Source organism: Terriglobia bacterium (assembly GCA_036496425.1).
Lineage (GTDB): Bacteria > Acidobacteriota > Terriglobia > 20CM-2-55-15 > 20CM-2-55-15 > 20CM-2-55-15.
Genome location: DASXLG010000011.1, coordinates 1 through 23862 on the forward strand (window position 1 = coordinate 1; position 23862 = coordinate 23862).

Sequence of the window (23862 nt, forward strand, 5' to 3'; positions counted from 1 at the left end):
CGACGCTGAAGTTCTTCCAGCATCCGTTTTCGTAATCGGGTCATAAGGTGTCTCCTTTGACCCCGAACTTTATTGTGGGATTATCTGGTTGGGTAAGCTAACGCAGCAGCGTCCGCCGCAGCAGCGGCTTCGTTCAAGTCGGTAAACCGGAAACGGACGATTACTCTCCATATCTCGCCCAGCGTTTACCGGCCACTTATCCGTCACATGAATCGTTCCACAGCGATGGCTGATATAAGCCATTGACTTAGTAAGTCGGTGGCTTATATGTACGAGAGTGGAAGCCGCCTGGGACGAGGCGAAAAACAATGCCAATCAAAAGAAGCACGGTATCTCGTTTGAAGAAGCTGGCGTTTTATTCACTTCCGGCGTAGATTACCTCGAAATTTTCGACGAGTTTCATTCCCACATGGAAGACCGCTTCCTTGCCATTGGACCATACACCGAAGTATTCGAGGACGCAGTTCGAATCATCAGCGCCCGGCCGGCCACAAGCCGAGAAAGGTCGATGTACCAAGGACATTTGAAGGAGCACCAACGATGACGGATATTCCTGAAATCACCTCACAGCAGATGTCCCGGGCGATCTCCGCCCGGGTTCGGAAACGTCTTATAGCTGGACAGATCGAGTCTGGTGACGATGTCGCCGCTCTGCGGCGCTTTGTTGGGCTGACGCAAACTCAATTTGCTGAAGCGATGGGAATCAGTGTCCATACTCTCCGAAACTGGGAACAGGGGCGGAGACGGCCAGAAGGCCCCGCGATAGGGTTACTCCGGATTGCCGCTCGCCATCCCCGAATCATTCGCGAGAACGTCAAGTCAGTAGCGTAATTGAATAAGATTGAGCTCTGGCAGCCGCCGTCCGCAAAGCCCTAAGGGCTTTCCACTGCCGGCCCGACAGCCGGCAGGTTGGGCCAGGTGAGCTGCCCGCCCGCAAGGGAGAAAATCGCGACTTTCGAAATCGGCCGAGCCGTTCGGCATCAAGGGCAAATTCGCGCGTGTTATCATCGTCAAATGAGTGATGCCCGGGAGCTCGAAAAGGCGGCAGAAAATTTACGGATCGCCTTGGAGATGTTTGGCTTGGGCGAATCGATCATGCGTCAAAACCTGCGGCGGAGTTTTCCCGATGCCACAGGCGAGGAGATCGAGGCAAAGCTGTGGGCTTGGTTCTCTGACCATCCCGGCGCCGAATTTGGAGATGCCCCCGGCAGACTGCGTCCCCTATCCAATGGATGAAACACGGCTGCACACAGCCTTGCGGTCGATCTGTAGAGATCTGACGGAGATCGGCTCGCCATACGCACTTGTCGGAGGGCTGGCCGTCTCCGCCCGAACGGAACCCCGCTTTACCAAGGATCTGGACCTTGCCATTTCAGCAGCAAGCGATCGGAATGCCGAGCATATCGTGCAATCTTTACGAACCCGGCTTTACCCGCCCTACGCCGCGCTGCAACCGAACTCGACTTGGCTGTCGCCGGTGAGGCAGTCCGCCTGATCGAGAGTCGTGGTTTCAATCGAGACAAGAATCTCGGTGCAGACTTAGAAAATTTCCTTCACCATATTTGAGCACCGTTCGGAGGTTACGCCGCGCGGTGGGCGAATCTGGAAATCAGAAAGATAAGGTCGGAAATCGCGACAGGTTTGGCGAGATGTTCCTGGTATCCGGAGCGGATCGCTCTTTGCCGGTGGTCCTTGCCCGCGAACGCGGACAGCGCAATCGCCGGGGTTTTCGCCAGGTCCTGGCCGAGTTCAGAGCGGACCTTCTTCATGAATTCGAAGCCGTCCATTTCCGGCATTCCGAGATCGCTGAGAATGATATCGGGGCGGTAGGTCTTCAGAATCTCCAGCGCTTCGGCGGCGGAATTTGCGGCAATGACGGCGGCGCCATATTCCTCCAGCGCTGTGCATAGCATATCTGCGGTATCCGGATCATCTTCTACCGCCAGCACTTTGACATGGTTCAATGTCGCAGAGTCCTTTTCGCGGCGCTCCGCGTCCAAAACGCGGACAGCCGGGATCGGAAGCCTGACAATGAAGGTTGCGCCGCGGCCTTTTCCTTCGCTGTGAGCGATGGCCGTTCCGCCGTGGAGTTCGATAATGTGCCGGACAATGCTCAGGCCGAGCCCCATTCCGGCATGCCGTCGGGTCGATGAGGCGTCCTCCTGGGTAAAGCGGTTAAAAATGACAGGCAGCATGTCCGGGGCAATACCTTCACCGCTATCGCTGACGCTGATCTGGAACTGGCTGCCGATGCGGCCGAACTCGACCCGGATCTGGCCATCCTTGGACGTGAACTTGATCGCATTGGTCAGCAGGTTATAAATCACCTGCTGCATGCGCTCGGTATCCGCGAAAATCGGCTCGGCATTGGCGGGCTCGACGACCAGTTCGATCGATTTTGCCGATGCTGCCGGACGCACCGAATCCACGGCGGTTTCAATCAAGGCAACAGGATCGGTCCAGGCGGGTATGATCTTCAGTTTGCCCGTCACAATTCGCGAGACACTGAGCAGATCATCGACGAGCTGCGTCTGCGCTTTCACGTTTCGTTCGATGACGGCCAACGCCTTTCCCAGCTTGGCCTCGTTCGCGCCGCCGCGCTGGAGCAGGCTCACCCAGCCGTAAATGGCAGTCAGCGGCGTGCGCAACTCATGCGAGATGATGGCGAGAAACTCGTCTTTCGTGCGGTCCGCCTCGTGCAAATCGAGGTTTGCCTTTTCAAGACGCGCATTCGCCTGAGCCAGCTCCACGGTTCGCTCATCGACCAACCGCTTCAGTTCGGCGCGGGCCGACTCCTCCGTACGCTTTCGTTCGGTCAGGTCGCGCGTAACTTTGGCGAAGCCGCGGTGAGCGCCTTCGTTATCGTAAACCGCGGTGATGACGACGTTGGCCCAGAAGCGGGTGCCGTCCTTGCGGAGCCGCCACCCTTCATCCTCCACGCGGCCTTCCTTCAGCGCGATCTCCAACTCGCGTTCGGGCTTACGTGAGCGTTTATCCTCCTCGCTATAGAAGGCGGAGAAGTGTCTGCCAATGATTTCCCCGTCCGTCCAGCCCTTCAGGCGCTTCGCGCCCTCATTCCAGCTGAGAATGAATCCGTTCGGATCGAGCATGAAAATGGCGTAATCGCGGACTTCGCTGACGAGAAGGCGGTAACTTTCGGCATCGAGAGACTCGACAGGCAGTTTGTCTTCGCTTCCTGGCATGTTCAAAGAGAGCCGGCTGGGATTCCCCAATCTCCGTCGTTCTAAAACGTTAACGCGAATCGGCAAGCGCCTGCAAACGGAAATTATAGAAATTATGTATGAACAGTCCGGTTTTTGCCTTTCGAATTCATGGCGCGCCTGGTCCCGATCCAATAAATGAGGGCACCGACCCCGACGAGGCATGCGCTCGAAGCGACGAGTTTCACGACGGCGAAGATCTTGTTCGGTTCGTCGTCCGGCGGAATGCAGGCGAGAATGCTCGAGATCGCCGTCGTCGCCAGGCCCAACACAGCCATGAGAATGGCGACGGGTTTGCCGCCCGGAATTCTCATGACGCCTTCACCGGCGGGCTCATTTTGCAGTCGAATCACCGCAGTGAACATATAGATGAACGGCAGGAAATACGAAATCACACCCATCCCGACCAGGAAGTCATACGCGCCCTTTACCGATGTTCCCGCCTGCCCGAGAAAAATGAAGACTGCGGCAAGCACGGCTTGAACGGCCATCGCCACATAAGGCGTCCCCCATTTCGGATGAACCCGCCCGAACGCCGCCGGCAGGAACTTGTCCACGCCTGCGACAAATGGAAGCCTCGATGACGCCGCAAACCATGCACTGACTCCACCGATACTGCTGACTGTCACCAGGAATGCCGCAAACGGCGCGACCGGCGCTAAACCGACCCGTGCAGAGATTTTGTTCATGGCCTGCATGAATCCCTGCAGGCCGCTGACTTCTTCAGGCGGCAGGGCAACCAGCACGCTGGCCGTCGCCGCTATATAAATGACGGTGATGATGACGCCTGCAATCAGCAGTGCGCGAGGAATGTTCCGCCGCGCATTTTGAATCTCATCGCCCATGGTGGATGCGCCTTCCACACCGCCAAAGGCGAAGGCAACCGTGGACCAGAAGAAAACGTTCTTGAAATCAAAAGACGGGAGAACTGTCCCGGAGGTGAAATGCGTGGCCGAACCGAAACGAAGCCAGGCGGCGAAACCCATCAGGATGAGCATCAGAGCAGGAAGCCAGGAACCGATCGCCCCGAGATTATGAAGCCACTTTCCGATATTCAAGCCGACCAGATTCAAAAAGAAGCCCAGGGCCAGGCCGGCAAGCGCCACCACAATGAAATAGAGGCTGTTGGTCGAAAGGCGCTGCCATCGTTCGCCGCCCATGAACAAAGCATTCCCCGCGGCAAAATAAAGCAAGGCCGGATAATACGGAAGGTTTGCGGTCCAGTACATCCAGCCGGTCATGAACCCCGCAAACTCGCCGAAAGCCTGCTTGCTCCAGAGATACATTCCGCCTTCTTCCGGATAACGAGACGAGAGTTCCAGCACGCAAAGCGTAAGCGGGACGAAATATGCAACACAACCGGCAATCCAGATGACGATCGAACTCGGGCCTGCCGCGGCGGCAGTGGCGATCCATCGCAGACTCAGGGCGGTGACCAGGTAAAACATCACCAGGTCCGGGAGCCCCATTGCCCGTTTCAGCCGCGCCTTGGACATGCCGCAGCATTCTAATGTAATAACATGGGCTAATGGATGACTTCATGCGCGCTGCTGCACTCGAAGCCGAAGCCGGCTTGCGCCAAGGCGGCATACCGATCGGTTCCGTATTGGCATATCGCGGCACGATCATCGGCAAGGGCCACAACCGGCGGGTGCAGAAAGGCAGCGTCGTCCTGCACGGCGAGATGGATGCGCTCGAGAATGCCGGCAGGCAGAGCGCCGCGGTCTACAAAGAATGCGTCATCTACACCACGCTGTCCCCGTGCGCGATGTGCAGCGGCGCGATACTGCTCTACGGAATCCCGAAAGTGGTCATCGGCGAGAATCGCACATTCCTGGGCGAAGAAGATCTGCTCCGCTCCCGCGGCGTTGACGTCACCGTTCTCCAGGATCCGGGCTGCATCGCGCTGATGGAGCGATTTATCCGCGAACAGCCGGCACTGTGGAACGAAGACATCGGCTATTAGCCGCAGATGACGCGGATGACGCAGATGGGGACATTAAAGCGCCGTGGATGTCCCCATCTGCGTCATCCGCGTCATCTGCGGCTAATAGCGCACTTCCTCGAGAAATAAGCCCGAAGCCGGCGCCGTCCAAGCGGCTACATCCAGCTTTGGATCGCCGCGGCCGCCGACCAGCTTTTCAAACTGCTCCAGGGTTACTTCACCCTTGCCGACCTTTACCAGAGCGCCGATCACCCGGCGCACCATTCTCCACAGGAAGTGGGACGCTTCAATGCGGACCTGAATGATGTCTTCCGTGGTCTCGATTTCCGCCTTCTCCACCTCGACGATGGTCGACTCATCCGGACGCGAGGCGTCTGCCGCGCGAAAACAGATGAAATCATGACGGCCGGCGAGAAGCGAAACTCCCTGACGCATTCGTCCGAGATCGAGGTCCTCCTTAACCCACCAGACATATCGCTTCGTGAAGGCCTGCTTCCTGCGGGAAATCTGATAAATATAAACCCGGCTGCGGGCGTCATGACGCGCGTGGAAATTGCGGGGAGCACGGTCCACCTGGAGGACGACGATGTCCGCGGGCAGCAGATCGTTCAGCCGGCGTGCGATCACCTCCGGCTCATGTTTGACGGGCGCCGCCGCCTTGATATGAACGACCTGCCCGAGCGCGTGCACGCCGGCGTCCGTACGTCCGGCTCCCTGCATTTCGACGTCATGACCAAAGACTTCGCGCGCCGCTTTCCGGAGTTCGCCCATGACGGTGCGGGCATTTTTCTGCTCCTGCCAGCCGCTGTACCGCGTCCCGTCATATTCGATTAACGCCTTAAAGGTTGTCATGTGTTATATAACTGCCCGGGTTCTATGCAGGCAACATCGCAAGAAGAAGCCGCCGCCCCCCGATCCGCTAGTCTGAATGCGGTTCTGCTGTTTGCGCCAACCATTTTTTTAAGCGCCTTCCTTCTCTTCTGCTGCGAGCCGATGGTCGGCAAAATGATGCTGCCGTACCTGGGGGGCGCAGCATCGGTCTGGATCACCTGCCTGCTGTTCTTTCAATTGATGCTGCTCACCGGCTACGGATACGCCCACGCGCTCGAGCGTTACGCCAAGGTCCGGACACAAATCGCCGTTCACGCCGGCCTGATGCTGATAACAATGTTTTTTCTGCCGATCCACTTTTCGGCAAGACCGGCTGAACTGGCGAGCGCGCATCCGGCAGTGTGGCTTATGGGCATACTGCTGGGTTCTGTCGGCGTTCCTTTTTGCATTATTTCGACAACGGCGCCGCTGCTTCAGAACTGGCTCTCCAAGACCCAAACGGCATCCGGGCGGGATCCCTACTTCCTTTACGCGATAAGCAATGCGGGAAGCCTGGCGGCGCTGCTGACCTACCCTGTGCTTATCGAGCCTCGATGGGGAGTGAGGCTGCAAAGCTCGTACTGGTTTGCGGGATATGCGGCATTGGTGCTGCTGGTAGCCGCGAGCGCCCGCATCGTATGGACAAAGCCGGCGCAGGCCGCACTTGTAGCCGAAAGGGAAAAGGCAGCCTGGCAAGATCGGCTGTTCTGGCTGGCCGCAGCCTTCGTACCATCCGGTTTGATGTTGGCGGTGACGAACCACATGCTGCTCAATCTGGCGTCAGTACCTTTCCTCTGGGTAATGCCGCTTGCGATCTACCTCCTGACGTTCATGATCGCCTTCGCGCGGCGCCTTCGGATTCCCGCAAGAGTTCTGTCGTTCGCGGTGCCGATCGTCCTACTTGTGCTCTTCCCGCTGGTCGCAGTCTCTCAGCCGGTGGCCGGTAGGTCTCTGAAATGGATATTGGGGGCGCACCTGCTTGTGCTGTTTGCCGGAGCGCTTTTGTGTCACACCGCGCTTGCTTCGCGGCGGCCGCAAACCGCACAACTGACGGAGTTCTATTTCTGGGTGGCTCTCGGCGGCGCGCTGGGCGGAGTATTTGTGGCGGTCGTTGCCCCGTTCGCGTTCAGCACCGTGCTCGAATATCCGCTTCTGGTCGCGGTGATCGCGTTCTTCCGTGAGACCCGCGAAACCGATCCGAAATGGAATTGGGCCGATTGGGCCTATCCCGCCGTGATCGGTCTCATGATCGCCGGAACCTGGTACCTGTTTAAACAAGCGAGTGTGGATGTAACAAGCGACACCAGGACATCGCTCGCGGCCGATGCGGTCCTGGTGCTCGCCGCATTTCTGGCGCAGGGGCGGCGCCGGCGCTTCGCGATGACGCTCGCCGTGCTGATCGCCGGCTACCATCTGGCTCTTCCCGGACTCCTGGACGATTACCAGGTCCTGCAGGTCGATCGGGATTTCTTCGGCATCAAGAAAGTCGTCTTCGACCGCGACACCAACATGCGGAAACTTTTGCACGGCGATACGCTTCACGGCGTGGAGAGCCTGGACCTCGGGCTCATCGGTAAGCCGCTTTCCTACTATCACGAGACCGGTCCCGTCGGCGACATCATGAAGCTCATCGCTAGCCGCCCCAATCAACACGTCGCGGTTGTGGGCCTGGGAACCGGAAGCATGGCCGGATGGGCTGCGCCCAACCGCCGGATCACGTTTTTCGATATCGATCCGCAGGTGCCGCGGATCGCGCGTGGGTTCTTCACGTATTTGCGCCGCTGCGGCGGTGACTGCAACATCGTCATCGGTGACGGGCGGCTTTCGCTCGACAAACAGCCGGACGGCGAGTTCGACGTGATCATGCTTGATGCATTCAACTCCGATTCCATCCCCGCGCATCTGGTTTCACGCGAAGCCGTCCGGATGTATATGAGGAAGTTGAAACCAAATGGATTGATCCTGTTCCACGTTTCCAATCGTTACATGGACGTTGAAGCGCTTGCCTCCGCCGTAACGCTCGACGCCGGCCTGCAGGGTCTGGTTCGATACGACGACGACGAGATACCGGAGGGCAAAGCCAGCTCGGATTACGTCGTCGCTGCGCGGCACGCGGAAGATTTCGGTCCGCTGCAGGACGACATGAACTGGTCGGCAGTCGAAAAAACCGACGGCGTTCAGGTCTGGACGGACGATTATTCCAATATGCTCGCGATCGTCAAATGGCAGTAGTCCGATTGCGGAACAACGTCAACGCCGCTCCCCAACAAAGAAATTAGCCACAAAAACCACAAAAGGCACAAAGAAGCGAGGTCTCCCCTTTTGTGGCTAGTCTCTTCATTGAACATGCAGGGTGGCGCCTTCCGCGATGTGAACCGGCTTGCCGTCGTTTTCATAATTCCGCATGAAATCCGGGTCGTACCAGGCGTCGGTTTCAACATCGCGCCATGCAAACATTTTGTAATCACCCGGTGGAATCCGATCGAGGCTGAAGTGACCGGAAAAATCTGTTACCACGCTTCGATACAGATCGGTCCGGTTTCGAACATCCGGCACCAGAACGACGGTGGATTCGCCCGCAACAGTCCCGTCGATTGAGCCATAGTCCGTGCTCAGCACGATTTCCAGCAGGCTCGACGGAGGACGATCCAGCTGAAGGCCCGCTGCCAGAACATCGATCGTCCCCAGCCGAATCGATTTGACGTATAGGTTCTGCGGCAACTGCGCAATATTGACGCGGAAGTCCCCGGCGTTCGCGGCGAGGGTGAGAGCGCCGTTCGCCAGCGGAACGCTATACGAAGGTTTCGGCAGATTTCCACCGACTCCGAAATCCGGCTGCAGGCTGATGCGCAAAGGACTGATGTCCTGCCTGGCGCCTGTTTTGCTCTCGAATGTAACTCGCCCCTGGATGTTGAAAGCGGGCGATGTTCGGATCATTACATTATCGATATCGGCGTTCTCGACGTGCACTCCCGCATACCCAGTGCCTTGCGCGCTCGCGATCAGAAGGTGCATTCCCGGATTGAGCAGCAGATCGAAAGCGCCGTTGACGGCCGAACTGCTTTGCTCGGTGAACGGGGAGTCGAAAATTCCGCCAGTGGCCGTTACGCTTCCATTTTGTGCGGGACGCCCTGAGACATCCACGATGACTCCACGCACATGTACCGGCCGCACCGGGCTCAGCGCGATGTTCACACCACCGAAATCGGCTCCTGCCTGTAAATCCACCGGCGACGCGCTCAATTCGTCCGGCGTACCGGGGAAGTAGATCGGCACGTAACGATCGGCTTTTGCATCACGATCCGGAACCGGATCTCCGAGGGCGGGATCCGCGACGACATGGGAGGACAGCGAAAGCCCATTCAGCATCACGGCCCCGCCAAACTTGCGGATGGAAGCGAGCATTCCGTTCTCACCGTCTGGATGCAGGGCGGTAATGTAGTATCGCCCTGCAGGCAGACCGAATAACCGGTATTCGCCCAGATCGTTGGTGATGGAGGATTGAACGAACGTCAGCGTACGCTGGCCTTGCGGATAGGTTGCTTTCAAGACCTGCACGTCGACATTGCCGAGCGGCTCGCCGCCCGCGTTATAAATGCGGCCCGATATCGCGCCGGCCGGCGCCATCGAAACCTGCACATCGGATATCGGCTGGCCGGCCACAACGGTAACAGCCAGAGGCGAGCGGAAGTAACCCTGGCGCCTGACATTGATCCGATAACGGCCTGGCCTCACGTTCTGGAACTGGAATCGGCCGTCTGTATCTGTCGTGAGGCTGTCGATTAGGGAACTCTCGTTCGCATCGCCGCGAAGCTCCACCAGTGCCTTGGACAACACTTCCCCGCTTCCCGCTCTCGTAACGATTCCTTCAATAGAGAAATTCTGACCGAAGGCGACACCGAAGACGAGCAGCACGGGAAGCGCAGCGCAGGCAATCCGCGGCACTTTCATGGAATCACCGTCAACGTCAGGGCTTCATTATCGCCTTCCGTGATGTGAACCCTCGTGCCGCGGGTTTCGTAGGTCCGCAGGAAGTCGGGGTCCAGCCACGCTCCGCTTTCCACCTCGTCCCAGGCGAAGACCGTGTAATCGCCTGGAGTGATGCTTTGGATCCGGAAGCGGCCGGAATCGTCCGTTGTCGCAACCTTATAAAGATCTTTTCTGAAGCGGTATTGAGGGTCCGGCACCAGCACAACCGTGCGGTCCGCAAGCAGCTCCTGACGCGAGCCCACTACCGATCCCGCAATGCTGCCGGCGTTCAGACCGATGACGACGTTCAACAGGTTTCCGGGTTGACCGGTGAGGTGGAGACCTTGATCCAGTATGTCGATATCACCTAAACGCATCGACTTCACATAGGAATCGGGAGGAAGACCGAAGACGGTCACATGAAAATCGCCCACATATATGCCTTCCACCGTAAATGAACCGTCGTCATCCGGCGGCGGATTGGAGAAAGGGCCGCCTACCGGCATCCCCACGATGCTCTGGTCACGCCCCAGCGGCGCCAGCCGAAGACTCCAGAGCGGCGGCTGGTCACCCGAACGCGAGCGGCCGTCGAATGTGAAGCGCCCCGACAGGTTAAACGCAGGAACCATGGGAATGGCGATGTTCTGGGCGTTATTGTTGCCGATTTCCACCGGCGCCATTCCGAGCATCCGGTCCCGCGACGCAAATAACCAATAGCTGCCGGGCGCCACACCTGCCAAATCGAATTCTCCGCGCGAATCGGTTTGGACGCTCGGAATAATCACAAATGACGTCTGCGCTCGAGGTACCGCCACGATGCGTGTGCCGGCCAGGTTTGCGACAGTTGTCCCGGCAATCGCGCGGCCGCGGACGTGCAGCGCTGGAACCACTCCCGAAGTGACAGACATGTCCACACCGCTGGAGGCCGCGCCCGGACCCACATCGATCGGTGCGGCGCCCTGCTCCGCCGTCACGCCGGGGTAGAAAACAGGAATATAGGTTTCCTCAACCACCTCGCCCGTCTTCAGCCTGCGCTTATGGATCGTGGGCTCCGCAGCCTGTTCACTGGTGCCGAAGCGGGCAGGGCTCGTGATGTGGACGGCGCTCACTTTGCCGCCCGGATTGCGCGGGTCCGACGGAAGCTGTGGGATATCCGGTTTCGCGCTGATGTAATAGCGGCCCGGCGCCAGCCAGAACAAGCGGTACTCGCCGCGATCGTTGGTCTCCACTGTTTGCACATTGGTCATGATCCGCCGGCCATCCTTATATACGGACCGCAATGCATTGACCTGCGCTCGCGCGACGGGTTCGCCATCTTCATCAAAAATTCGGCCGGCGATCGATGCGGTCAGCCCCATCGCCAGTTGAATACCGCTCAGTTTTTGTCCGGGAGCTACGGTTAAGGGCACGCCCTGCGACGTCGGTGTTCGCTGGCCATATTCGGCGGGTACATAGCCGCCAGTTGGCCGGGTTGCGATGAGCCGGTACGTTCCCGGTGGGACGTTTTCAAAAAGGAACCGCCCGTCGGAGCCCGTTTTCACCGCATACGACTTGGCCCTAGGCGCATCGGGATCGGTGTTCGTGATCTCCTGACGCAGCTGCACCGTGGCCTCAGCCAATGGTTCGGAGGAGCCGAGTTTCACCACGACGCCATCCACCGAGGCTGAAGCCTGGAAAAGCAACGCGATCAATGCGGCCAGGACGAGATTCATTAAGACGATTCTACCGCCGTAATGGGTGGGTTCAAAAAAATGAGAGGTTTGAGGCTTTGCGAATTGAAGTCGGCATCATTCCCCTCCGTTTTCAAGGAGGGGTGGCCGCGCGATCAACAAAAAGCCGCGAAGCTCCTTCGCCGCGCGGACGGGGTGGTTAGTAACGAACCGCGAAGCGCTCCTTATTTGTTGATGGAATTTACTAACCGCCCCGTCTACGCCACTAAGGAACGGGACCTTTTTATTAGCGGCGCAGCCACCCCGCCTTGCAAAGGCGGGGAATGTCGCCTCACACGAATCTGCTGTCCTACCAAAACAAATGCCAAGAACTACCCCCTCGCCATTCCCCTCTGCCACAACGCGCACAAGGCCGTGTTGTATAAAGAAAGCGCGGTGGTGACCTGGCCGAGATGATTGTCGTGCGTGGAAATAAATGCGGCACGGCCGGCTACATCCGGGTGCAGATTGCCTTCGGTCGAGCAATCGATGACGATGGCGCCCTTTCGGACATTCCGTACCAGATCATCTTCCGAACGGGCTGGAAATGCCGTGACAACGATGTCCGCCGTTTCGAGGAGATGCTCCCGTTCGTCAGCCCTGGTCTGCTCGTGGACAATGGTCGCGGTGGCGCCGATTCGCATCAACATGTTTTGAAGCGGAATTCCAATCCGCGGCGAACTGTTGAAGATGACGGCAGTCGGGCCCTTCTGGTGCAGGTCGCGGGGAAACATATCCTTGATGGAATGGTGCTGGTGTAAAAGCGTCAGGATTGCCTTTGCCGTGCAAGGCACAACCCCTTCGTATTTCTGCTCCTCGTCGACGGTTTTGATATTGAGGGCCATCCGGCCTGTGTTTTCGACAGTCAGGCCTTCTATGTCCTTCTCCGGCCGCACGCGTCTGAGGAAATAATCCTCGGTCTTTCCAAATGGAGCGGGAAAGAAGATGAATGTGCCATAGATGCGCTCGTGTACCTGAGCGCCCATCAGGAGCAGTTCCAGCGCGTCGGCGCTCTGCGCCTCTTCGATGCGAAAATCCAGGCCGTGCTGACGGAATTTCTTGCCCATGTAACTCGCATACCGGCGGGAACCGCGATCGGTTTCGGCACCCGGCAGGCGCGGAAGGAATGCAGCGACGCGAATCTCCCCGCGATCCAGACCGGTGCGCTCCACCTGGCCGAGCTTTCGTTCGGCCTGCGCAAACATTTCTTCGGCCGCCGCGAGACAATCCAGCTTGCGCTGCGAGGGAATGGCCCGCGTCCAATTGGTGTCCGGTGTGAATCTCGTGTTCATTTCGGAACCCAGAAGGGTTCGCCGGTACGGATGAGTTGCACTGGAACCTCGGGGATGAAGGATTTCACCCACTGCGCCATCTCGAGCATTCCCTGCTCCTCGGAAACGGCGTGGCCCAGCATGATCCAGCCTTTCGGGATTCCGAGCGAGACGGCATCGAGTACGTATTCGGGACTATCGAAACCGCCATCCGTTTCCTGCAATTCCCCGCTGACGACCACATCGACATCCGGACTGTTGACTGCGGGCGTAGCGTAACCGACGCCCAGTTGAATGCGTCGGACTTTCCTGTTGGGATCACCGACCGCGCGAAGCGCCTTCAGTCCAAGCCGCTTCTGAAAGTCAGCTGCGAGTGCCCCCAGCGTCGTTTCGGGAATCGTGAAATGGTGCGACTGCGGCGCAGTTTCGGATTTGCTATCGAGGCCGAGAGCGCGCGCCAGTCCGACATAAGTAAAATCGGGCCGCTGCGCATGCATATGATCGTGCATTCGGAAAATGACGATGTTGTGCTTCGTCATGAAGTCGACCTTCACCTTGTACAGAGGGTCGTTATTGACGATTGTCACGTCGTCGCGGTCATTCCAGTACGTATCCTCGTGAGGAATGATCATGTTCAAGCCGGCTTCGGCGGCGCGCTGCAAGAGTTCGAAATTGCAGAACATGGCGGTGGCAATTCCCCTCACCTCGGTGGCGGCTCCGCCGAACTTGAACGTGTCGCGGTATGTCGCATCACGCCACGGTATGCCGAGATTGGCTTTGATGCGGGAGACGACTTCGTCTGCGGTGAGAGCCGGCATCAGACCGGCCTCCAATAGGGATCGCCATTCGGAATCCACGTCGCGGCGAGCTCAGGCACCACGGTCTTGATCCATTCCGCGCATAACTTCATGCCCGGTTCCTCCGAGACGACCCGGCCAAGGAGAATGAGACTCTTTTTTTCACCGGCCGCCACCTTGTCCCGGACATATTCGACGGACTCCCATTCCCGCACTTCACCTGCTATGACGGCATCAACGTCCGGCAACACCGCCAGTGCTGCCTGGATCGCCGTCGTACCGGGAAGCAAGCCGATCTTCTGGACTCTGAGCCTTGGATCCCCAACGATACGGATGCCACCGCGGGCGTTGAGTTTCTTCTTGAGATCCAAAGCCAGGGCATCGAGTCCAAGTGCGGGAACTGTCACATGCGCCGCGTCGCCTGCGGCTCTGAATTTGGACCATCCGAGCGTATCGGTAAGTCCCATTGCGAACGGATCGGGCCGGCGCTGCCGCCAGTGGTCGCTGAAACGCCAGACCACGAGGCCATTGCTCTTGATGAAGTCGTTTTTAGCCGTAAATACCGGATCGGGAGGTGGCGGCGGACCTCCCCGGCGGCCGGCGGGCGGCGTTGCGGCGTCCGATCTGGAATAGAACGTGGGCTCGCTGGTAATGACGAGGTTCGCTCCGGACCGCACCGCTTGTTTCAGGATGGTCAGCGTAGCCATTGCGGCCACGGCAATACCGTTGACGACGGTGGCCGGATCTCCCGCTTTGAACCCATCGATCGTTTCCGGTTTCCATTCACCGCCGATGCTCCGCTTGACGCGGTCTACGATCTCCTGCGCGGTCAGCGCCAGCGGAGGCCGCGCAAATCTCGAGTAAAAGATGGACGGCCCTGCGACGGCTCCGGCCGCTGACAGGGTTATGAAGTGGCGGCGTGGAATCGGCTTCATATGAGCTTCACGCTGTGGACTTTAGCGCACTCCAGACGCCGCTTCAACATGGTGTGTGAGCGACCTCCTGCCGGCTCTCGCCGGCTGTCCCCCTTTCCAAGGGGGACAGTAAAGCCACTCTCCCCCTGTTACAGGGGGAGAGCCGCGAAGCGGCAGGGGGTCGCTCACAAGGACGGTCAAGGATGGCCCGGCACCACCGCTGCAACCTCAGACGTTTTTGACGGGGCCGGGGCGGGAGGGGGATCCTGCGGCATGGCAATCCAGCACACGAGGTAGGCAACGAGCCCGGGCAGCGGCGGGAAGATCGCGGCAAGTATCCAGAGGATCCGGACCAGCGTCACATCCATGTCGAAATACCGCGCGACACCCCCGCAAACGCCGGCGATCTTTCCGTTGCGGGTACGGCTTAATGGAGGCCGCTCATAACTTCTGTGGATGGGCACCTCCACCGGCGGCTTCGGCGCTCCGCATTCCGAGCAGAAATGGGCATGGTCCTCGACTTTCCTTCCGCAGTTGCTGCAGTACATTTCCGCCTCCTGAATCGATAAACGATGGATGCAGGCAAAAAGTTCCAAAACGTGTATGCTTTGCCGATGAAAAGTCGGCTGGCGCTGATTGTGGCAGTGCTAACCATCCTGGCGGCAAGCAGTATGGGCGCGCAGGATGATGTTATTCGCGTCAATACCCGGCTGGTGGAAGTCGGCGTCGTCGTGCGTGATAAAAACGGACCGGTATCGGGCCTTACCAAAAACGATTTCACGGTATTCGATAACGGCAAAGCGCAGCGCGTCGAGGCTTTTTCCGTATCCCGGGCGGAACGCGCCAAAACCGCACCGGGTCCTCCACCGCTGCCCCCCGGAGTGGTCACGAACCGGACCGCAAAAGACGCGACCACCAGTGCGACCGTCATTCTCTTCGACAGGCTCAACACTGCAGACAAGTATCAGCGAGACAGCATGAAGCAACTGCTCGCCTATCTGAAAACGGCAAGACCGGACGACCTGACCGCCATTTACGTCCTGGGCGACGATCTGCAGCTCGTGCAGGACTTCACAAATGATCCGGACCGTCTGGTCCGGGCCGCTTCAAAAATGCCGATCGGAGATCTGCCGGGCGTCGACAACGGAACCGTTCAGGAAATTGCGCAAGCTCAGGCTGTCGGCCGCGTCACGCGGCGGAACGTCCAGACGGCAAGGGCGGAAGTTGATTATTCGCTGCAGGAGCGCAAGGATCCTACGGAGGATGCGATCCAGGCAATCGCGCGGCATTTAAGCACGGTGCCCGGCCGGAAAAGTCTGATCTGGATGTCGGCCGCCATACCCTTGTCGATCGCACCAGGTACCAGCCGTGACGGCAAAGACTCCGAGCTCGGACGTGCGACACACTTACTGACCGATGCCAACATCGCCGTTTACCCCGTCGATGCGCATGGCCTGCAAGCGGCCGATCCGCCGCGCGGCCGCCGCCCGCGGCCCCAACAGATTCCGCCACCGGATGCGATGATCCGGCTGGCCGACGACACCGGCGGGCGCGCGTTTTACTTCAACAACGATCTCGCAGGCTCGATTCGTACGGCGATCGCCGATGCCGAAGTCAGTTATATGCTGGGTTTCTATCCCTCGGAAAACGGCTTCGACGGTAAATTCCATAACATCAGCGTGAAGGTCGAACGAAGCAACGTCGAAGTCCGCCATCGCGCCGGCTACCTCGCAGTGAAAGATCAGGGTCCGAATGAGCAGGAACGTAAAGCAATCCTGAGCGAGCTGCTGTCGAATCCACTGGACGCGGCCCAGGTCGGACTGGCAGCATCAGTGGAAACCCTTGCCGGCAAAGCGCCGTCCTACCGCATTTCTCTGAGGATCGAAACCTCCGACCTCCACTTCGAGCATCACAACGACCATTGGATTGCAGCAATGGACATGGTGTTCGGGTTCGAACCGTTCAAACAAAAGACTGTACAGGTCCGGACCGTCCCCATTGACCTCACGGAAGACCGTTTTCGGACCGCGCTGGCGCGGGGCCTGATCATGCAGGAGACCGTGACAACGGATCGCCCCTACGATCGGCTTCACCTGGTATTGCAGGACCATGCGACGGGATTGGCCGGTTCCCTGTGGCTGCCACTCGCGAAAAACTAGATTCTTCCGAGATGTCCAATGTTAAACGTCCCATGTCGGTAAATTGGACGTTCGACATGGGACATTTGACTTTTGACATATGGGGAGCAGCGACTTGGTTGTACCCTATCGCGGGGAAACCGCTTGGTACGAATGATCGAACCTGCGCAGGCTGATGAACGGCACATTGATGCCGGAGCACGGCGGCGTGCGGCTCTGATTCTGACCGTCCTGACAATCGCCAGCGCCGTCATTGCAATCATCCTCGGCCTCATTTATTGGACAATGGCAAGGCGGGCCGTCACCGCCGAGCGCGAGCGGGCTCAGGCGGAAGCCATGCACGCGGTCGCCACGATCGACACCGAATTGAGGCGGCTGCCGCGTGTCATCGACGCGATCGCCGCCGATCTCAGCAGCGGACGCATCACGCGGGCCGGAATGCTCGATCGCCTGAAAGGCGGCATCGATACGTTGCCGCAGCTTTCCGGCGTGGGTGTGGCATACGTGCCTTATGCATACGACCCGAACCTGCGTCTCTACGCGCCGTATTATCAACGGACCGCCACCGGCGTAACCCTCATCGCACTCGATTCGCTCTACGACTACACGCAGTCGGGGCAGCAGTGGTACGAGTCCGCGCTCAAATCCGGCCGCACCTGGAGCGAGCCGGCGATCGCGGGCCCGGACTCCAGCGTCCAAGTCGAGTATTCCGCACCGTTTACTGAAGGATCGTTGCAAACGGGAAAAACCGCCGGAATCGTGCACGGGACGATGTCGCTCGCCGAAATCGACGATCTGATTCGCTCCCTCGACCTCGGCGAATACGGTTATGGGTTCCTTCTCTCCAGTAAGGGCGCCGTCGTCTCGCATCCATTCGCCACCAAGCTCGCTGCTCATGTTCTCGACACGCCATCGGCGGGCCAGCGCGCCACTATCCTCAAGATGCTGGAGTCCGTACGGAACGCGCAGGCCGGAAATGTCCAAGACGTGATGGATCCGGTTACCGGCGAGCCGAGTTGGGTCCTGACCGAGCGCGTGCCCTCCACCGGGTGGACCGTTGGCGTGGTGTTCCTGAAAGGCGCATCGGAAAGCGGCGATGTTTTCCGCCGGGCGCAGATGCAGCTCACGATTGCCGTGCTCATAACCGCCTGCCTGTTGTTGATCAGCCTGGCTCTGCGCAGCTATAACGGTAATATCAAACGTCTCTGGGTCGCCGTCATTGCCGGCTGCGGGCTGCTGGTGATCGGTATTGCCGCGCTGTGGATGGAGGGTTACGGCCAACCAAACGACGCTTCGAAGGCCGACACGCCGCTTGTCGACGCGGCGAGCGTCCGGAAGTTCATCCTCGATTCGACCCGGGCGTCGCTCAAACAAAAAGGCAGTCTGCCAATATTCGTTCCGACCGGTGTCCTCCTCCAGACTCTCGAAATCGCCGGGCCGAATAATATCAACGTCACCGGTTATGTCTGGCAGAAATATGCCCGAAACATTCCGGCTGCGGTCGGGCGGGGTTTTGTCCTTCCGGAAGCTTCGGACAGCAGAGTCACCGAGATCTACCGGCACAGCGATGCCGACACCGAAACCATCGGATGGCAGATAAAAGCGACGATCCGCCAGAGCTTCGACTATTCCAAATTTCCGCTGGATGAGCAGGATTTCCGGCTGCGGCTTCGTCACGCCGATCTGGAAAAACCGGCTGTCCTGGTTCCGGATCTCGACTCGTACCCGATCATCAATCCGCTCGCCCGCCTCGGCCTGGAGAAGAACTTCACACTGCCGGGCTGGGCCATCGCCCGGACGCAATTCAGCGCCGGATCGACCGATCCTTCAACGACATTCGGCATAACCACAGGCCCGCGCGATGCGCTCAACGAGCTCTCGTTCAACATAGTGCTGGACCGGAAGATCATCGAGCCGATGTTTTCGAATCTTCTGCCGCTCGCGGTCTCCGGATTCATGGTGTTCGCGCTGCTGCTCGTTGTAAAAGAGAGTACCCGGCCGACCGTGGTCAATATCCTGTCGGCATATTCCGCATTGTTCTTCGTCGTCATTCTGTCCGAACTGGATCTGCGACGGCGAATTTCCAGTTCTTCGATCATGTACATCGAATACTTCTACTTCGTGATGTATGGGGCCATCCTCACCGTCGCTCTGATCACGTTGACCAACGCGTATACGGGACACTTCCCGCGGCTCGAAAGCCGGGAACATCTGGTGCCGAAACTGCTATTCTGGCCGATGATCCTCCTATTATTGCTGGCCATTACCCTGATCACGTTTTACTGAGCTATGAGCGAAACAGCGATTTCACCGATCACGCGCCGTCTGTTCCTTCAGGCAGCGGGACTCTGTTGCGGATGGGCCGCCGTCCCGTCCTTCGCCCGTGGCACTGGTGACCGTTCCGAAATCGTGATCGGCATGTCTGCAGCACTTAGCGGGCCGTCCGCCCGGCTCGGCAAAGGAATGAAGCTCGGCATGGACTCGTTCATCAAACGCGCGAACGATGCCGGTGGAATTGGAGGCCGCAGGCTTCGCCTGGTCGTGCTGGATGATTCCTATCAGGCGGAACCCGTGCGGGCGAACATGGAACGGCTCATCGACGCCGAGCATGTCCTTGCTGTCGTGGGCAGTGTCGGGACTGCTGGAGCGGGAGTAGCCGTTCCGATCGCGAACGACCGTCACGTCCTGCTGTTCGGTGCCTTTTCGGGAGCCGCCGTTCTGCGCAAGACTCCGCCCGATCGTTACGTCATCAATCTCAGAGCCAGCTATGCAGAAGAAACCGCTGTGATGGTTCGCGGCCTCCTGAAGAAAGGTGTCAAGCCGCAGCAGATTGCCTTCTTCACTCAGGATGATGCGTACGGGGACTCCGGATACGCCGGGGCGGTCAAGGCCATTGAAGCGCTGGGATACGACGAGACCCGGAGCCTCGCGCACGGGCGCTATGCTCGGGGGACCCTCGATATCGATGACGGTCTGCTGGCGATCATTCAGGCACGGACCCGGCCGCATGCCGTCATCATGGTCGGCTCATACGCGCCATGCGCGAAGTTCATCAAGCTCGCCAGGCAATTGCTGCCCAATGGCCTGTTCCTTAACGTCTCGTTCGTCGGTTCGGAAGCGCTGACCGAAGCGCTGGGAGCGGACGGCGAAGGCGTGATCGTTTCGCAGGTGGTGCCACACTACAACACGCCGCTTCCCGGAACGATGGAATACCGTGCGGCGCTCGAGCGCTATGCACCTGGATCGAAGCCGGACTTCGTATCGCTCGAAGGCTACCTCGTGATGAAAGCATTTTCGTCCGGACTCGCGCGCGTCACCGCCGCGCCCACGCGCGAAGCCATTGTCGATGCCCTCGAACACGCCGGCACCGTCAATATCGGCATCGGCGTTCCGCTGCACTTTGCCCCCGAGGAGCATCAGGGCAGCCATCACATCTGGATGACGGAAATTCGCGGCGGCGCGCTTGTTCCAATCGAGAACTGGTAGCATCGGTCGCGATGCCCTTGCACAAAAACTCGATTTCGACATGGCTTGTGAGGCGACCCCCTGCCCTGCCTTCAGCCGGCTGGGGGTCGCTCACACACCATGGGCTGAATCATCTTTCCTTCCTGTGGTATGCTCTGCCGCAACGGGGGCAAGAATGCAATATCTATACAGGCGTGGAATGATTTTTTCGGCCGCTTTGCTCGTCGTCTCACTCTCCGCGGCCGCGCAAAACGGAGAACAATTCAGGGCTCGACTTTCTTTGGTGCCGCTGCTTGGCGTCAAGGCGGATGCTGTTGTCGGGACCGGTGCAGCTACCGCGGTTCTGAACGGGAAAAAGCTGACGATCAACGGCTCATTTGACAAGCTGGCATCGCCGGCGACGGTCGCCCACTTGAACCTCGGACCGGTGATGGGAGTTCGCGGCAATTCCATTTTCGATCTCACCGTGACCAAGACAGGGACTGGAACCACAGGCACGATTGCGGGCACGTTCGATCTTTCATCCGACCAGGTTGACGCGCTGAAAAAGGGCAAAATCTACATCCAGCTTCACAGCGAGGGAGCGCCGAACGGCCACCTCATCGGCTGGCTGCTCACTGACGCGAAGAAATAGGAGGACCTATGTTTGGTCTGAAAAAGCACTTTCTATTGGCATTTCTGGGAATCGTTCTTCTGAGCGTCCTGATCGTTGCCGCACAGCAGGCACCCGCAGCACAAGGAGGCGGCCAGCGCGCGGGTCAGGGTAGCGGCCGCGGCCAGCGGGCAGCAAGGGGAGGTGCGGCGGCAGCGGCTCCGGCTCCCGTGGGGCTTACCGTTACTGGTGAAGTGCAGAACTATGTTCCGGTAACCGACGCCATGTTGAGGAAACCGGATCCGGGCGACTGGTTGATGATCCGGCGCGATTATTCCGCTTCGGACTACAGTCCGCTGAACCAGATCACCAAGGACAACGTGAAGGATCTGCAGCTGGTCTTCAAGTCGCCCATGCACGAAGGCGGAACGAATCAGCCTGCGCCGATCATCCATAACGGCGTCATCTATCTCGCCAATACGGGCGGTATCCTGCAGGCACTGGACGGCGCCACCGGCAAGGTCATCTGGGAGAACCATCTCGGTGCCAACCTCGCGATGCGCGGCATCTCGATTTATCAAGACAAAATCTATCTCGCCAGCGGCAACCGCGTTCTCGCCGTCGATGCAAAAAACGGCAAGAAGGTATGGGATACGGAGATCGCGCAGGGCTACAGCAACTCGAGCGGCCCGCTCGTCGTAAACGGCAAAGTGCTTGAGGGCCTCGGCGGCTGCCAGCGCTATCAGGAAGAAAAATGCTTCATGAGCGCCTACGACGCGCAGACCGGCAAACAGGTATGGCGCTTCTACACGATCGCCACAACCGGCAATCCGGGCGCCGACAGCTGGGGCAATCTTCCGGACAAGAATCGCGCCGGCGGTGAAATGTGGATCACCGGCAGTTACGACCCGGTTCTCAATCTGACATTCTGGGGAACGGCCCAGGCCAAACCATGGATGACCCTCACACGAGGAACGGAAGGCGACGGTCTATACGCCAATTCGACGCTGGCGGTCAATCCGGATGACGGCAAGCTCAAGTGGTACTTCCAGCACGCTCCGGGCGAGGCTCTGGACCTCGACATCGTGTTCGAACGAGTCCTGGTCGACGCCCCCAATGGGCAGAACTGGCTTTTCACCATCGGCAAAGACGGAGTTCTCTGGAAGCTCGACCGCAAAACCGGCAAATACCTCGGCCACAAAGAAACCGTCTTCCAGAACGTATGGACCAAGTGGGATCCGAAGACCGGCAAGCCGACTTACCGGGACGACATCCTTCACGAAACTATCGGCAAGCCGGTGGATGCATGCCCGACCAGCGCGGGCGGTCACAACTGGCCCGCAACCAGCTACAACGCGCCGGCCGGCGTGATCATCGCGCCGCTGGTTCAAGCCTGCCAGACCATGGTTCCTCAGGCCGCCAACCTGGACAGCAACGGCAATGGCGGCGGCGCCAACCGTTCGTTCTACGAAATGCCTGGAAGCGACGGCAACCTCGGCAAACTGGCCGCTTACGACGTCAATACGCTGAAGGAAGTCTGGGCCGTTCAACAGCGCGCAACCTTCCTGACCGCTGTCGTATCGACTGCCGGAGGTGTGGCTTTCGTCGGTGACCGGAATCAGATGTTCCGCGCCGTGGACGTCAAAACCGGCAAGACGCTGTGGGATACGAAGCTGGCAACATCGGTCCAGGGCTTCCCCGCCTCGTATTCGATCAACGGGAAACAATACATCGCGGTGACGACCGGAAAAGGCGGCGGCAGCCCCTGGCTTGTTCCGAATACGGTCACGCCGGAAATCAATCCGCCGAACGAAGGTTTCGCGTTGTACGTGTTCGCTCTGCCCGATAAGAAGTAGAAGAAATCAGCCACAAAAGGCACATAAGGAACCCCTTGGGTTTTTTTATGTGCCTTTTGTGGCTAATTTCTTTTATGCAACATGCGCGCCGGTTGTTTCCACGTAGACCGAATACAGGGATTCGCTGGCGGCCATGAACAGACGGTTGCGTTTGGCGCCGCCGAAAGTAATATTAGCGCAGGTCTCCGGCAGCCGGATCATGCCGATACGGTCGCCATTCGGAGCAATGACCTGCACACCGGGCCGTGCTGCGGCCCAGATGTTTCCATCGCCGTCGCATCGAATGCCGTCGGCAGCGGAAGGCTAACCGGTTCCAGGTATATCGAGTTGCACGAAGCGTTTTCCGTTCCGGATCGATTTTCCGTCGATATCCCACACTTTGACCTCCCGGCCGCCTCCGGTGTCCGCGATATAGACCTTCTTGTAGTCGGGTGAAAAACAGATCCCGTTCGGCCCGCTGTTGGCGCCACTGTAGTAAACCTGTGGCTGCTGCCGAAGCGCACCTCCGCCGATAGCGGCTGCAAGAAATGTGCGGCGATTCATGATGCGCGCATTATAAATCAGCCCCGGCCGATAAACGGCATCTTCGTCGCCATGACCGTCATGAATTGCACGTTGGCTTCGAGCGGAAGATTCGCCATGTAGAGCACCGCGTCCGCGACATGCTTCAAATCCATCCGCGGCTCCATCATGGTTGAGCCGTTTGCCTGCGGAATGCCATCCGCCATTCGCTCGGTCAGCGTGGTCGCTGCATTGCCGATATCGATCTGGCCACACGCAATATCGTGCTGGCGGCCGTCAAGCGAGATGCACTTGGTCAAACCGGTAATCGCGTGCTTGGTGGCGGTGTACGGTGCGGAGTCCGGCCGCGGAGCGTACGCCGAGATCGAACCGTTGTTGATTATCCGGCCACCGCGCGGTTGCTGCGACTTCATGATGCGGATCGCTTCCTGAGCACACAGAAAAGCTCCGGTCAGATTCACATTCACGACGGCCGTCCATTGTTCGAAGGACAGATCTTCCATTGGAACTGCCGGAGCGCCGGTACCTGCGTTGTTGAACAGCAAATCGAGACGGCCGAATGTTTCCGCCGTCTTCCGGAACAGCCGGCTCAC

Annotated in this window: 24 protein-coding genes; 11 read left to right on the forward strand and 13 right to left on the reverse strand. The window is 58.9% G+C overall.

Annotated features, from left to right (window positions below; translation table 11 throughout):
* The first annotated feature begins 277 nt into the window (after positions 1 to 277).
* On the forward strand, positions 278 to 544 hold the full coding sequence (locus VGK48_00495) for a BrnT family toxin (GenBank protein HEY2379631.1): 267 nt from the start codon (positions 278 to 280) through the stop codon (positions 542 to 544).
* A gap of 20 nt (positions 545 to 564) precedes the next feature.
* On the opposite strand, the gene VGK48_00500 is transcribed toward VGK48_00495, so the two are convergent.
* On the reverse strand, positions 565 to 714 hold the full coding sequence (locus VGK48_00500) for a hypothetical protein (protein ID HEY2379632.1): 150 nt from the start codon (positions 712 to 714) through the stop codon (positions 565 to 567).
* Between VGK48_00500 and VGK48_00505 the strand changes: the two genes are divergently transcribed.
* From VGK48_00505 to VGK48_00515, 3 genes are all read left to right on the forward strand, one after another.
* On the forward strand, positions 652 to 831 hold the full coding sequence (locus tag VGK48_00505) for a helix-turn-helix domain-containing protein (protein HEY2379633.1): 180 nt from the start codon (positions 652 to 654) through the stop codon (positions 829 to 831). The two genes, VGK48_00500 and VGK48_00505, sit on opposite strands and share 63 nt — an antisense overlap.
* A gap of 183 nt (positions 832 to 1014) precedes the next feature.
* Positions 1015 to 1236, forward strand: coding sequence for a hypothetical protein (locus VGK48_00510; protein HEY2379634.1), 222 nt, complete (start codon positions 1015 to 1017; stop codon positions 1234 to 1236).
* Positions 1229 to 1495: a hypothetical protein gene (locus tag VGK48_00515; protein ID HEY2379635.1), complete on the forward strand. Its 267-nt coding sequence runs from the start codon at positions 1229 to 1231 to the stop codon at positions 1493 to 1495. Before VGK48_00510 ends, VGK48_00515 begins: the two co-directional genes overlap by 8 nt.
* 85 nt (positions 1496 to 1580) lie before the next feature.
* On the opposite strand, the gene VGK48_00520 is transcribed toward VGK48_00515, so the two are convergent.
* Positions 1581 to 3203, reverse strand: a complete 1623-nt coding sequence (locus VGK48_00520) for an ATP-binding protein (GenBank protein HEY2379636.1) — start codon at positions 3201 to 3203, stop codon at positions 1581 to 1583.
* 92 nt (positions 3204 to 3295) lie between these two features.
* A complete protein-coding gene (locus VGK48_00525; protein HEY2379637.1) occupies positions 3296 to 4717 on the reverse strand; it encodes an APC family permease in 1422 nt (473 codons plus the stop codon).
* A 32-nt stretch (positions 4718 to 4749) separates the two neighbouring features.
* On the opposite strand from VGK48_00525, the gene VGK48_00530 reads away from it, so the two are divergent.
* A complete protein-coding gene (locus tag VGK48_00530; protein HEY2379638.1) occupies positions 4750 to 5187 on the forward strand; it encodes a nucleoside deaminase in 438 nt (145 codons plus the stop codon).
* An 81-nt stretch (positions 5188 to 5268) separates the two neighbouring features.
* Here VGK48_00530 and truA read toward each other — a convergent pair whose 3' ends face one another.
* A complete protein-coding gene (truA, locus tag VGK48_00535) occupies positions 5269 to 6018 on the reverse strand; it encodes a tRNA pseudouridine(38-40) synthase TruA (protein ID HEY2379639.1) in 750 nt (249 codons plus the stop codon).
* A gap of 141 nt (positions 6019 to 6159) precedes the next feature.
* Here truA and VGK48_00540 point away from each other — a divergent pair, with 141 nt between their 5' ends.
* Positions 6160 to 8268, forward strand: coding sequence for a fused MFS/spermidine synthase (locus tag VGK48_00540; GenBank protein HEY2379640.1), 2109 nt, complete (start codon positions 6160 to 6162; stop codon positions 8266 to 8268).
* Between the two features lie 105 nt (positions 8269 to 8373).
* On the opposite strand, the gene VGK48_00545 is transcribed toward VGK48_00540, so the two are convergent.
* The 6 genes from VGK48_00545 to VGK48_00570 all read right to left on the reverse strand — a co-directional run bounded on the left by VGK48_00545 (position 8374) and on the right by VGK48_00570 (position 15244).
* Positions 8374 to 9987, reverse strand: coding sequence for a carboxypeptidase regulatory-like domain-containing protein (locus tag VGK48_00545; protein ID HEY2379641.1), 1614 nt, complete (start codon positions 9985 to 9987; stop codon positions 8374 to 8376).
* Positions 9984 to 11717 (reverse strand): carboxypeptidase-like regulatory domain-containing protein, encoded by a 1734-nt coding sequence (locus tag VGK48_00550; GenBank protein HEY2379642.1) that lies wholly within the window; start codon positions 11715 to 11717, stop codon positions 9984 to 9986. The genes VGK48_00545 and VGK48_00550 overlap by 4 nt, the downstream gene beginning before the upstream one ends.
* A 329-nt stretch (positions 11718 to 12046) precedes the next feature.
* Positions 12047 to 13006 carry a hypothetical protein gene (locus VGK48_00555; GenBank protein HEY2379643.1) on the reverse strand — a complete coding sequence of 320 codons (960 nt, stop codon included), beginning with the start codon at positions 13004 to 13006 and terminating at the stop codon, positions 12047 to 12049.
* Complete coding sequence (locus VGK48_00560) at positions 13003 to 13803, reverse strand: Nif3-like dinuclear metal center hexameric protein (protein HEY2379644.1); 801 nt, start codon at positions 13801 to 13803, stop codon at positions 13003 to 13005. Before VGK48_00560 ends, VGK48_00555 begins: the two co-directional genes overlap by 4 nt.
* Complete coding sequence (locus tag VGK48_00565; protein HEY2379645.1) at positions 13803 to 14717, reverse strand: hypothetical protein; 915 nt, start codon at positions 14715 to 14717, stop codon at positions 13803 to 13805. The genes VGK48_00560 and VGK48_00565 overlap by 1 nt, the downstream gene beginning before the upstream one ends.
* Before the next feature lie 176 nt (positions 14718 to 14893).
* A complete protein-coding gene (locus VGK48_00570; protein ID HEY2379646.1) occupies positions 14894 to 15244 on the reverse strand; it encodes a PspC domain-containing protein in 351 nt (116 codons plus the stop codon).
* Between the two features lie 66 nt (positions 15245 to 15310).
* Here VGK48_00570 and VGK48_00575 point away from each other — a divergent pair, with 66 nt between their 5' ends.
* The 5 genes from VGK48_00575 to VGK48_00595 all read left to right on the forward strand — a co-directional run bounded on the left by VGK48_00575 (position 15311) and on the right by VGK48_00595 (position 22747).
* A complete protein-coding gene (locus tag VGK48_00575; protein ID HEY2379647.1) occupies positions 15311 to 16855 on the forward strand; it encodes a VWA domain-containing protein in 1545 nt (514 codons plus the stop codon).
* 132 nt (positions 16856 to 16987) lie between these two features.
* Positions 16988 to 19120, forward strand: coding sequence for a hypothetical protein (locus VGK48_00580; protein HEY2379648.1), 2133 nt, complete (start codon positions 16988 to 16990; stop codon positions 19118 to 19120).
* 3 nt (positions 19121 to 19123) lie between these two features.
* Positions 19124 to 20320 carry an ABC transporter substrate-binding protein gene (locus tag VGK48_00585; GenBank protein HEY2379649.1) on the forward strand — a complete coding sequence of 399 codons (1197 nt, stop codon included), beginning with the start codon at positions 19124 to 19126 and terminating at the stop codon, positions 20318 to 20320.
* 178 nt (positions 20321 to 20498) lie between these two features.
* Positions 20499 to 20933 carry a CHRD domain-containing protein gene (locus tag VGK48_00590; protein HEY2379650.1) on the forward strand — a complete coding sequence of 145 codons (435 nt, stop codon included), beginning with the start codon at positions 20499 to 20501 and terminating at the stop codon, positions 20931 to 20933.
* An 8-nt stretch (positions 20934 to 20941) separates the two neighbouring features.
* Complete coding sequence (locus VGK48_00595) at positions 20942 to 22747, forward strand: PQQ-binding-like beta-propeller repeat protein (protein ID HEY2379651.1); 1806 nt, start codon at positions 20942 to 20944, stop codon at positions 22745 to 22747.
* Between the two features lie 72 nt (positions 22748 to 22819).
* On the opposite strand, the gene VGK48_00600 is transcribed toward VGK48_00595, so the two are convergent.
* The 3 genes from VGK48_00600 to VGK48_00610 form a co-directional block, all read right to left on the reverse strand.
* On the reverse strand, positions 22820 to 23032 hold the full coding sequence (locus tag VGK48_00600; protein HEY2379652.1) for an SMP-30/gluconolactonase/LRE family protein: 213 nt from the start codon (positions 23030 to 23032) through the stop codon (positions 22820 to 22822).
* Between the two features lie 18 nt (positions 23033 to 23050).
* On the reverse strand, positions 23051 to 23290 hold the full coding sequence (locus tag VGK48_00605; protein ID HEY2379653.1) for a hypothetical protein: 240 nt from the start codon (positions 23288 to 23290) through the stop codon (positions 23051 to 23053).
* A gap of 17 nt (positions 23291 to 23307) precedes the next feature.
* Positions 23308 to 23862 (reverse strand): SDR family oxidoreductase (locus VGK48_00610; protein HEY2379654.1); only part of this gene is annotated, 555 nt, incomplete at its 5' end.

What these genes read in the sequence shown, in the direction of transcription:
- VGK48_00500 (HEY2379632.1), bottom strand. Translation starts at nt 714, where the DNA reads ATGGACACTGATTCCCATCGCTTCAGCAAATTGAGTTTGCGTCAGCCC.
- VGK48_00510 (HEY2379634.1), top strand. Translation starts at nt 1,015, where the DNA reads ATGAGTGATGCCCGGGAGCTCGAAAAGGCGGCAGAAAATTTACGGATC.
- VGK48_00515 (HEY2379635.1), top strand. Translation starts at nt 1,229, where the DNA reads ATGGATGAAACACGGCTGCACACAGCCTTGCGGTCGATCTGTAGAGAT.
- VGK48_00520 (HEY2379636.1), bottom strand. Translation starts at nt 3,203, where the DNA reads ATGCCAGGAAGCGAAGACAAACTGCCTGTCGAGTCTCTCGATGCCGAA.
- VGK48_00525 (HEY2379637.1), bottom strand. Translation starts at nt 4,717, where the DNA reads ATGTCCAAGGCGCGGCTGAAACGGGCAATGGGGCTCCCGGACCTGGTG.
- VGK48_00530 (HEY2379638.1), top strand. Translation starts at nt 4,750, where the DNA reads ATGGATGACTTCATGCGCGCTGCTGCACTCGAAGCCGAAGCCGGCTTG.
- truA (HEY2379639.1), bottom strand. Translation starts at nt 6,018, where the DNA reads ATGACAACCTTTAAGGCGTTAATCGAATATGACGGGACGCGGTACAGC.
- VGK48_00540 (HEY2379640.1), top strand. Translation starts at nt 6,160, where the DNA reads ATGGTCGGCAAAATGATGCTGCCGTACCTGGGGGGCGCAGCATCGGTC.
- VGK48_00545 (HEY2379641.1), bottom strand. Translation starts at nt 9,987, where the DNA reads ATGAAAGTGCCGCGGATTGCCTGCGCTGCGCTTCCCGTGCTGCTCGTC.
- VGK48_00550 (HEY2379642.1), bottom strand. Translation starts at nt 11,717, where the DNA reads ATGAATCTCGTCCTGGCCGCATTGATCGCGTTGCTTTTCCAGGCTTCA.
- VGK48_00555 (HEY2379643.1), bottom strand. Translation starts at nt 13,006, where the DNA reads ATGAACACGAGATTCACACCGGACACCAATTGGACGCGGGCCATTCCC.
- VGK48_00560 (HEY2379644.1), bottom strand. Translation starts at nt 13,803, where the DNA reads ATGCCGGCTCTCACCGCAGACGAAGTCGTCTCCCGCATCAAAGCCAAT.
- VGK48_00565 (HEY2379645.1), bottom strand. Translation starts at nt 14,717, where the DNA reads ATGAAGCCGATTCCACGCCGCCACTTCATAACCCTGTCAGCGGCCGGA.
- VGK48_00570 (HEY2379646.1), bottom strand. Translation starts at nt 15,244, where the DNA reads ATGTACTGCAGCAACTGCGGAAGGAAAGTCGAGGACCATGCCCATTTC.
- VGK48_00575 (HEY2379647.1), top strand. Translation starts at nt 15,311, where the DNA reads ATGAAAAGTCGGCTGGCGCTGATTGTGGCAGTGCTAACCATCCTGGCG.
- VGK48_00580 (HEY2379648.1), top strand. Translation starts at nt 16,988, where the DNA reads ATGATCGAACCTGCGCAGGCTGATGAACGGCACATTGATGCCGGAGCA.
- VGK48_00585 (HEY2379649.1), top strand. Translation starts at nt 19,124, where the DNA reads ATGAGCGAAACAGCGATTTCACCGATCACGCGCCGTCTGTTCCTTCAG.
- VGK48_00590 (HEY2379650.1), top strand. Translation starts at nt 20,499, where the DNA reads ATGATTTTTTCGGCCGCTTTGCTCGTCGTCTCACTCTCCGCGGCCGCG.
- VGK48_00595 (HEY2379651.1), top strand. Translation starts at nt 20,942, where the DNA reads ATGTTTGGTCTGAAAAAGCACTTTCTATTGGCATTTCTGGGAATCGTT.
- VGK48_00605 (HEY2379653.1), bottom strand. Translation starts at nt 23,290, where the DNA reads ATGAATCGCCGCACATTTCTTGCAGCCGCTATCGGCGGAGGTGCGCTT.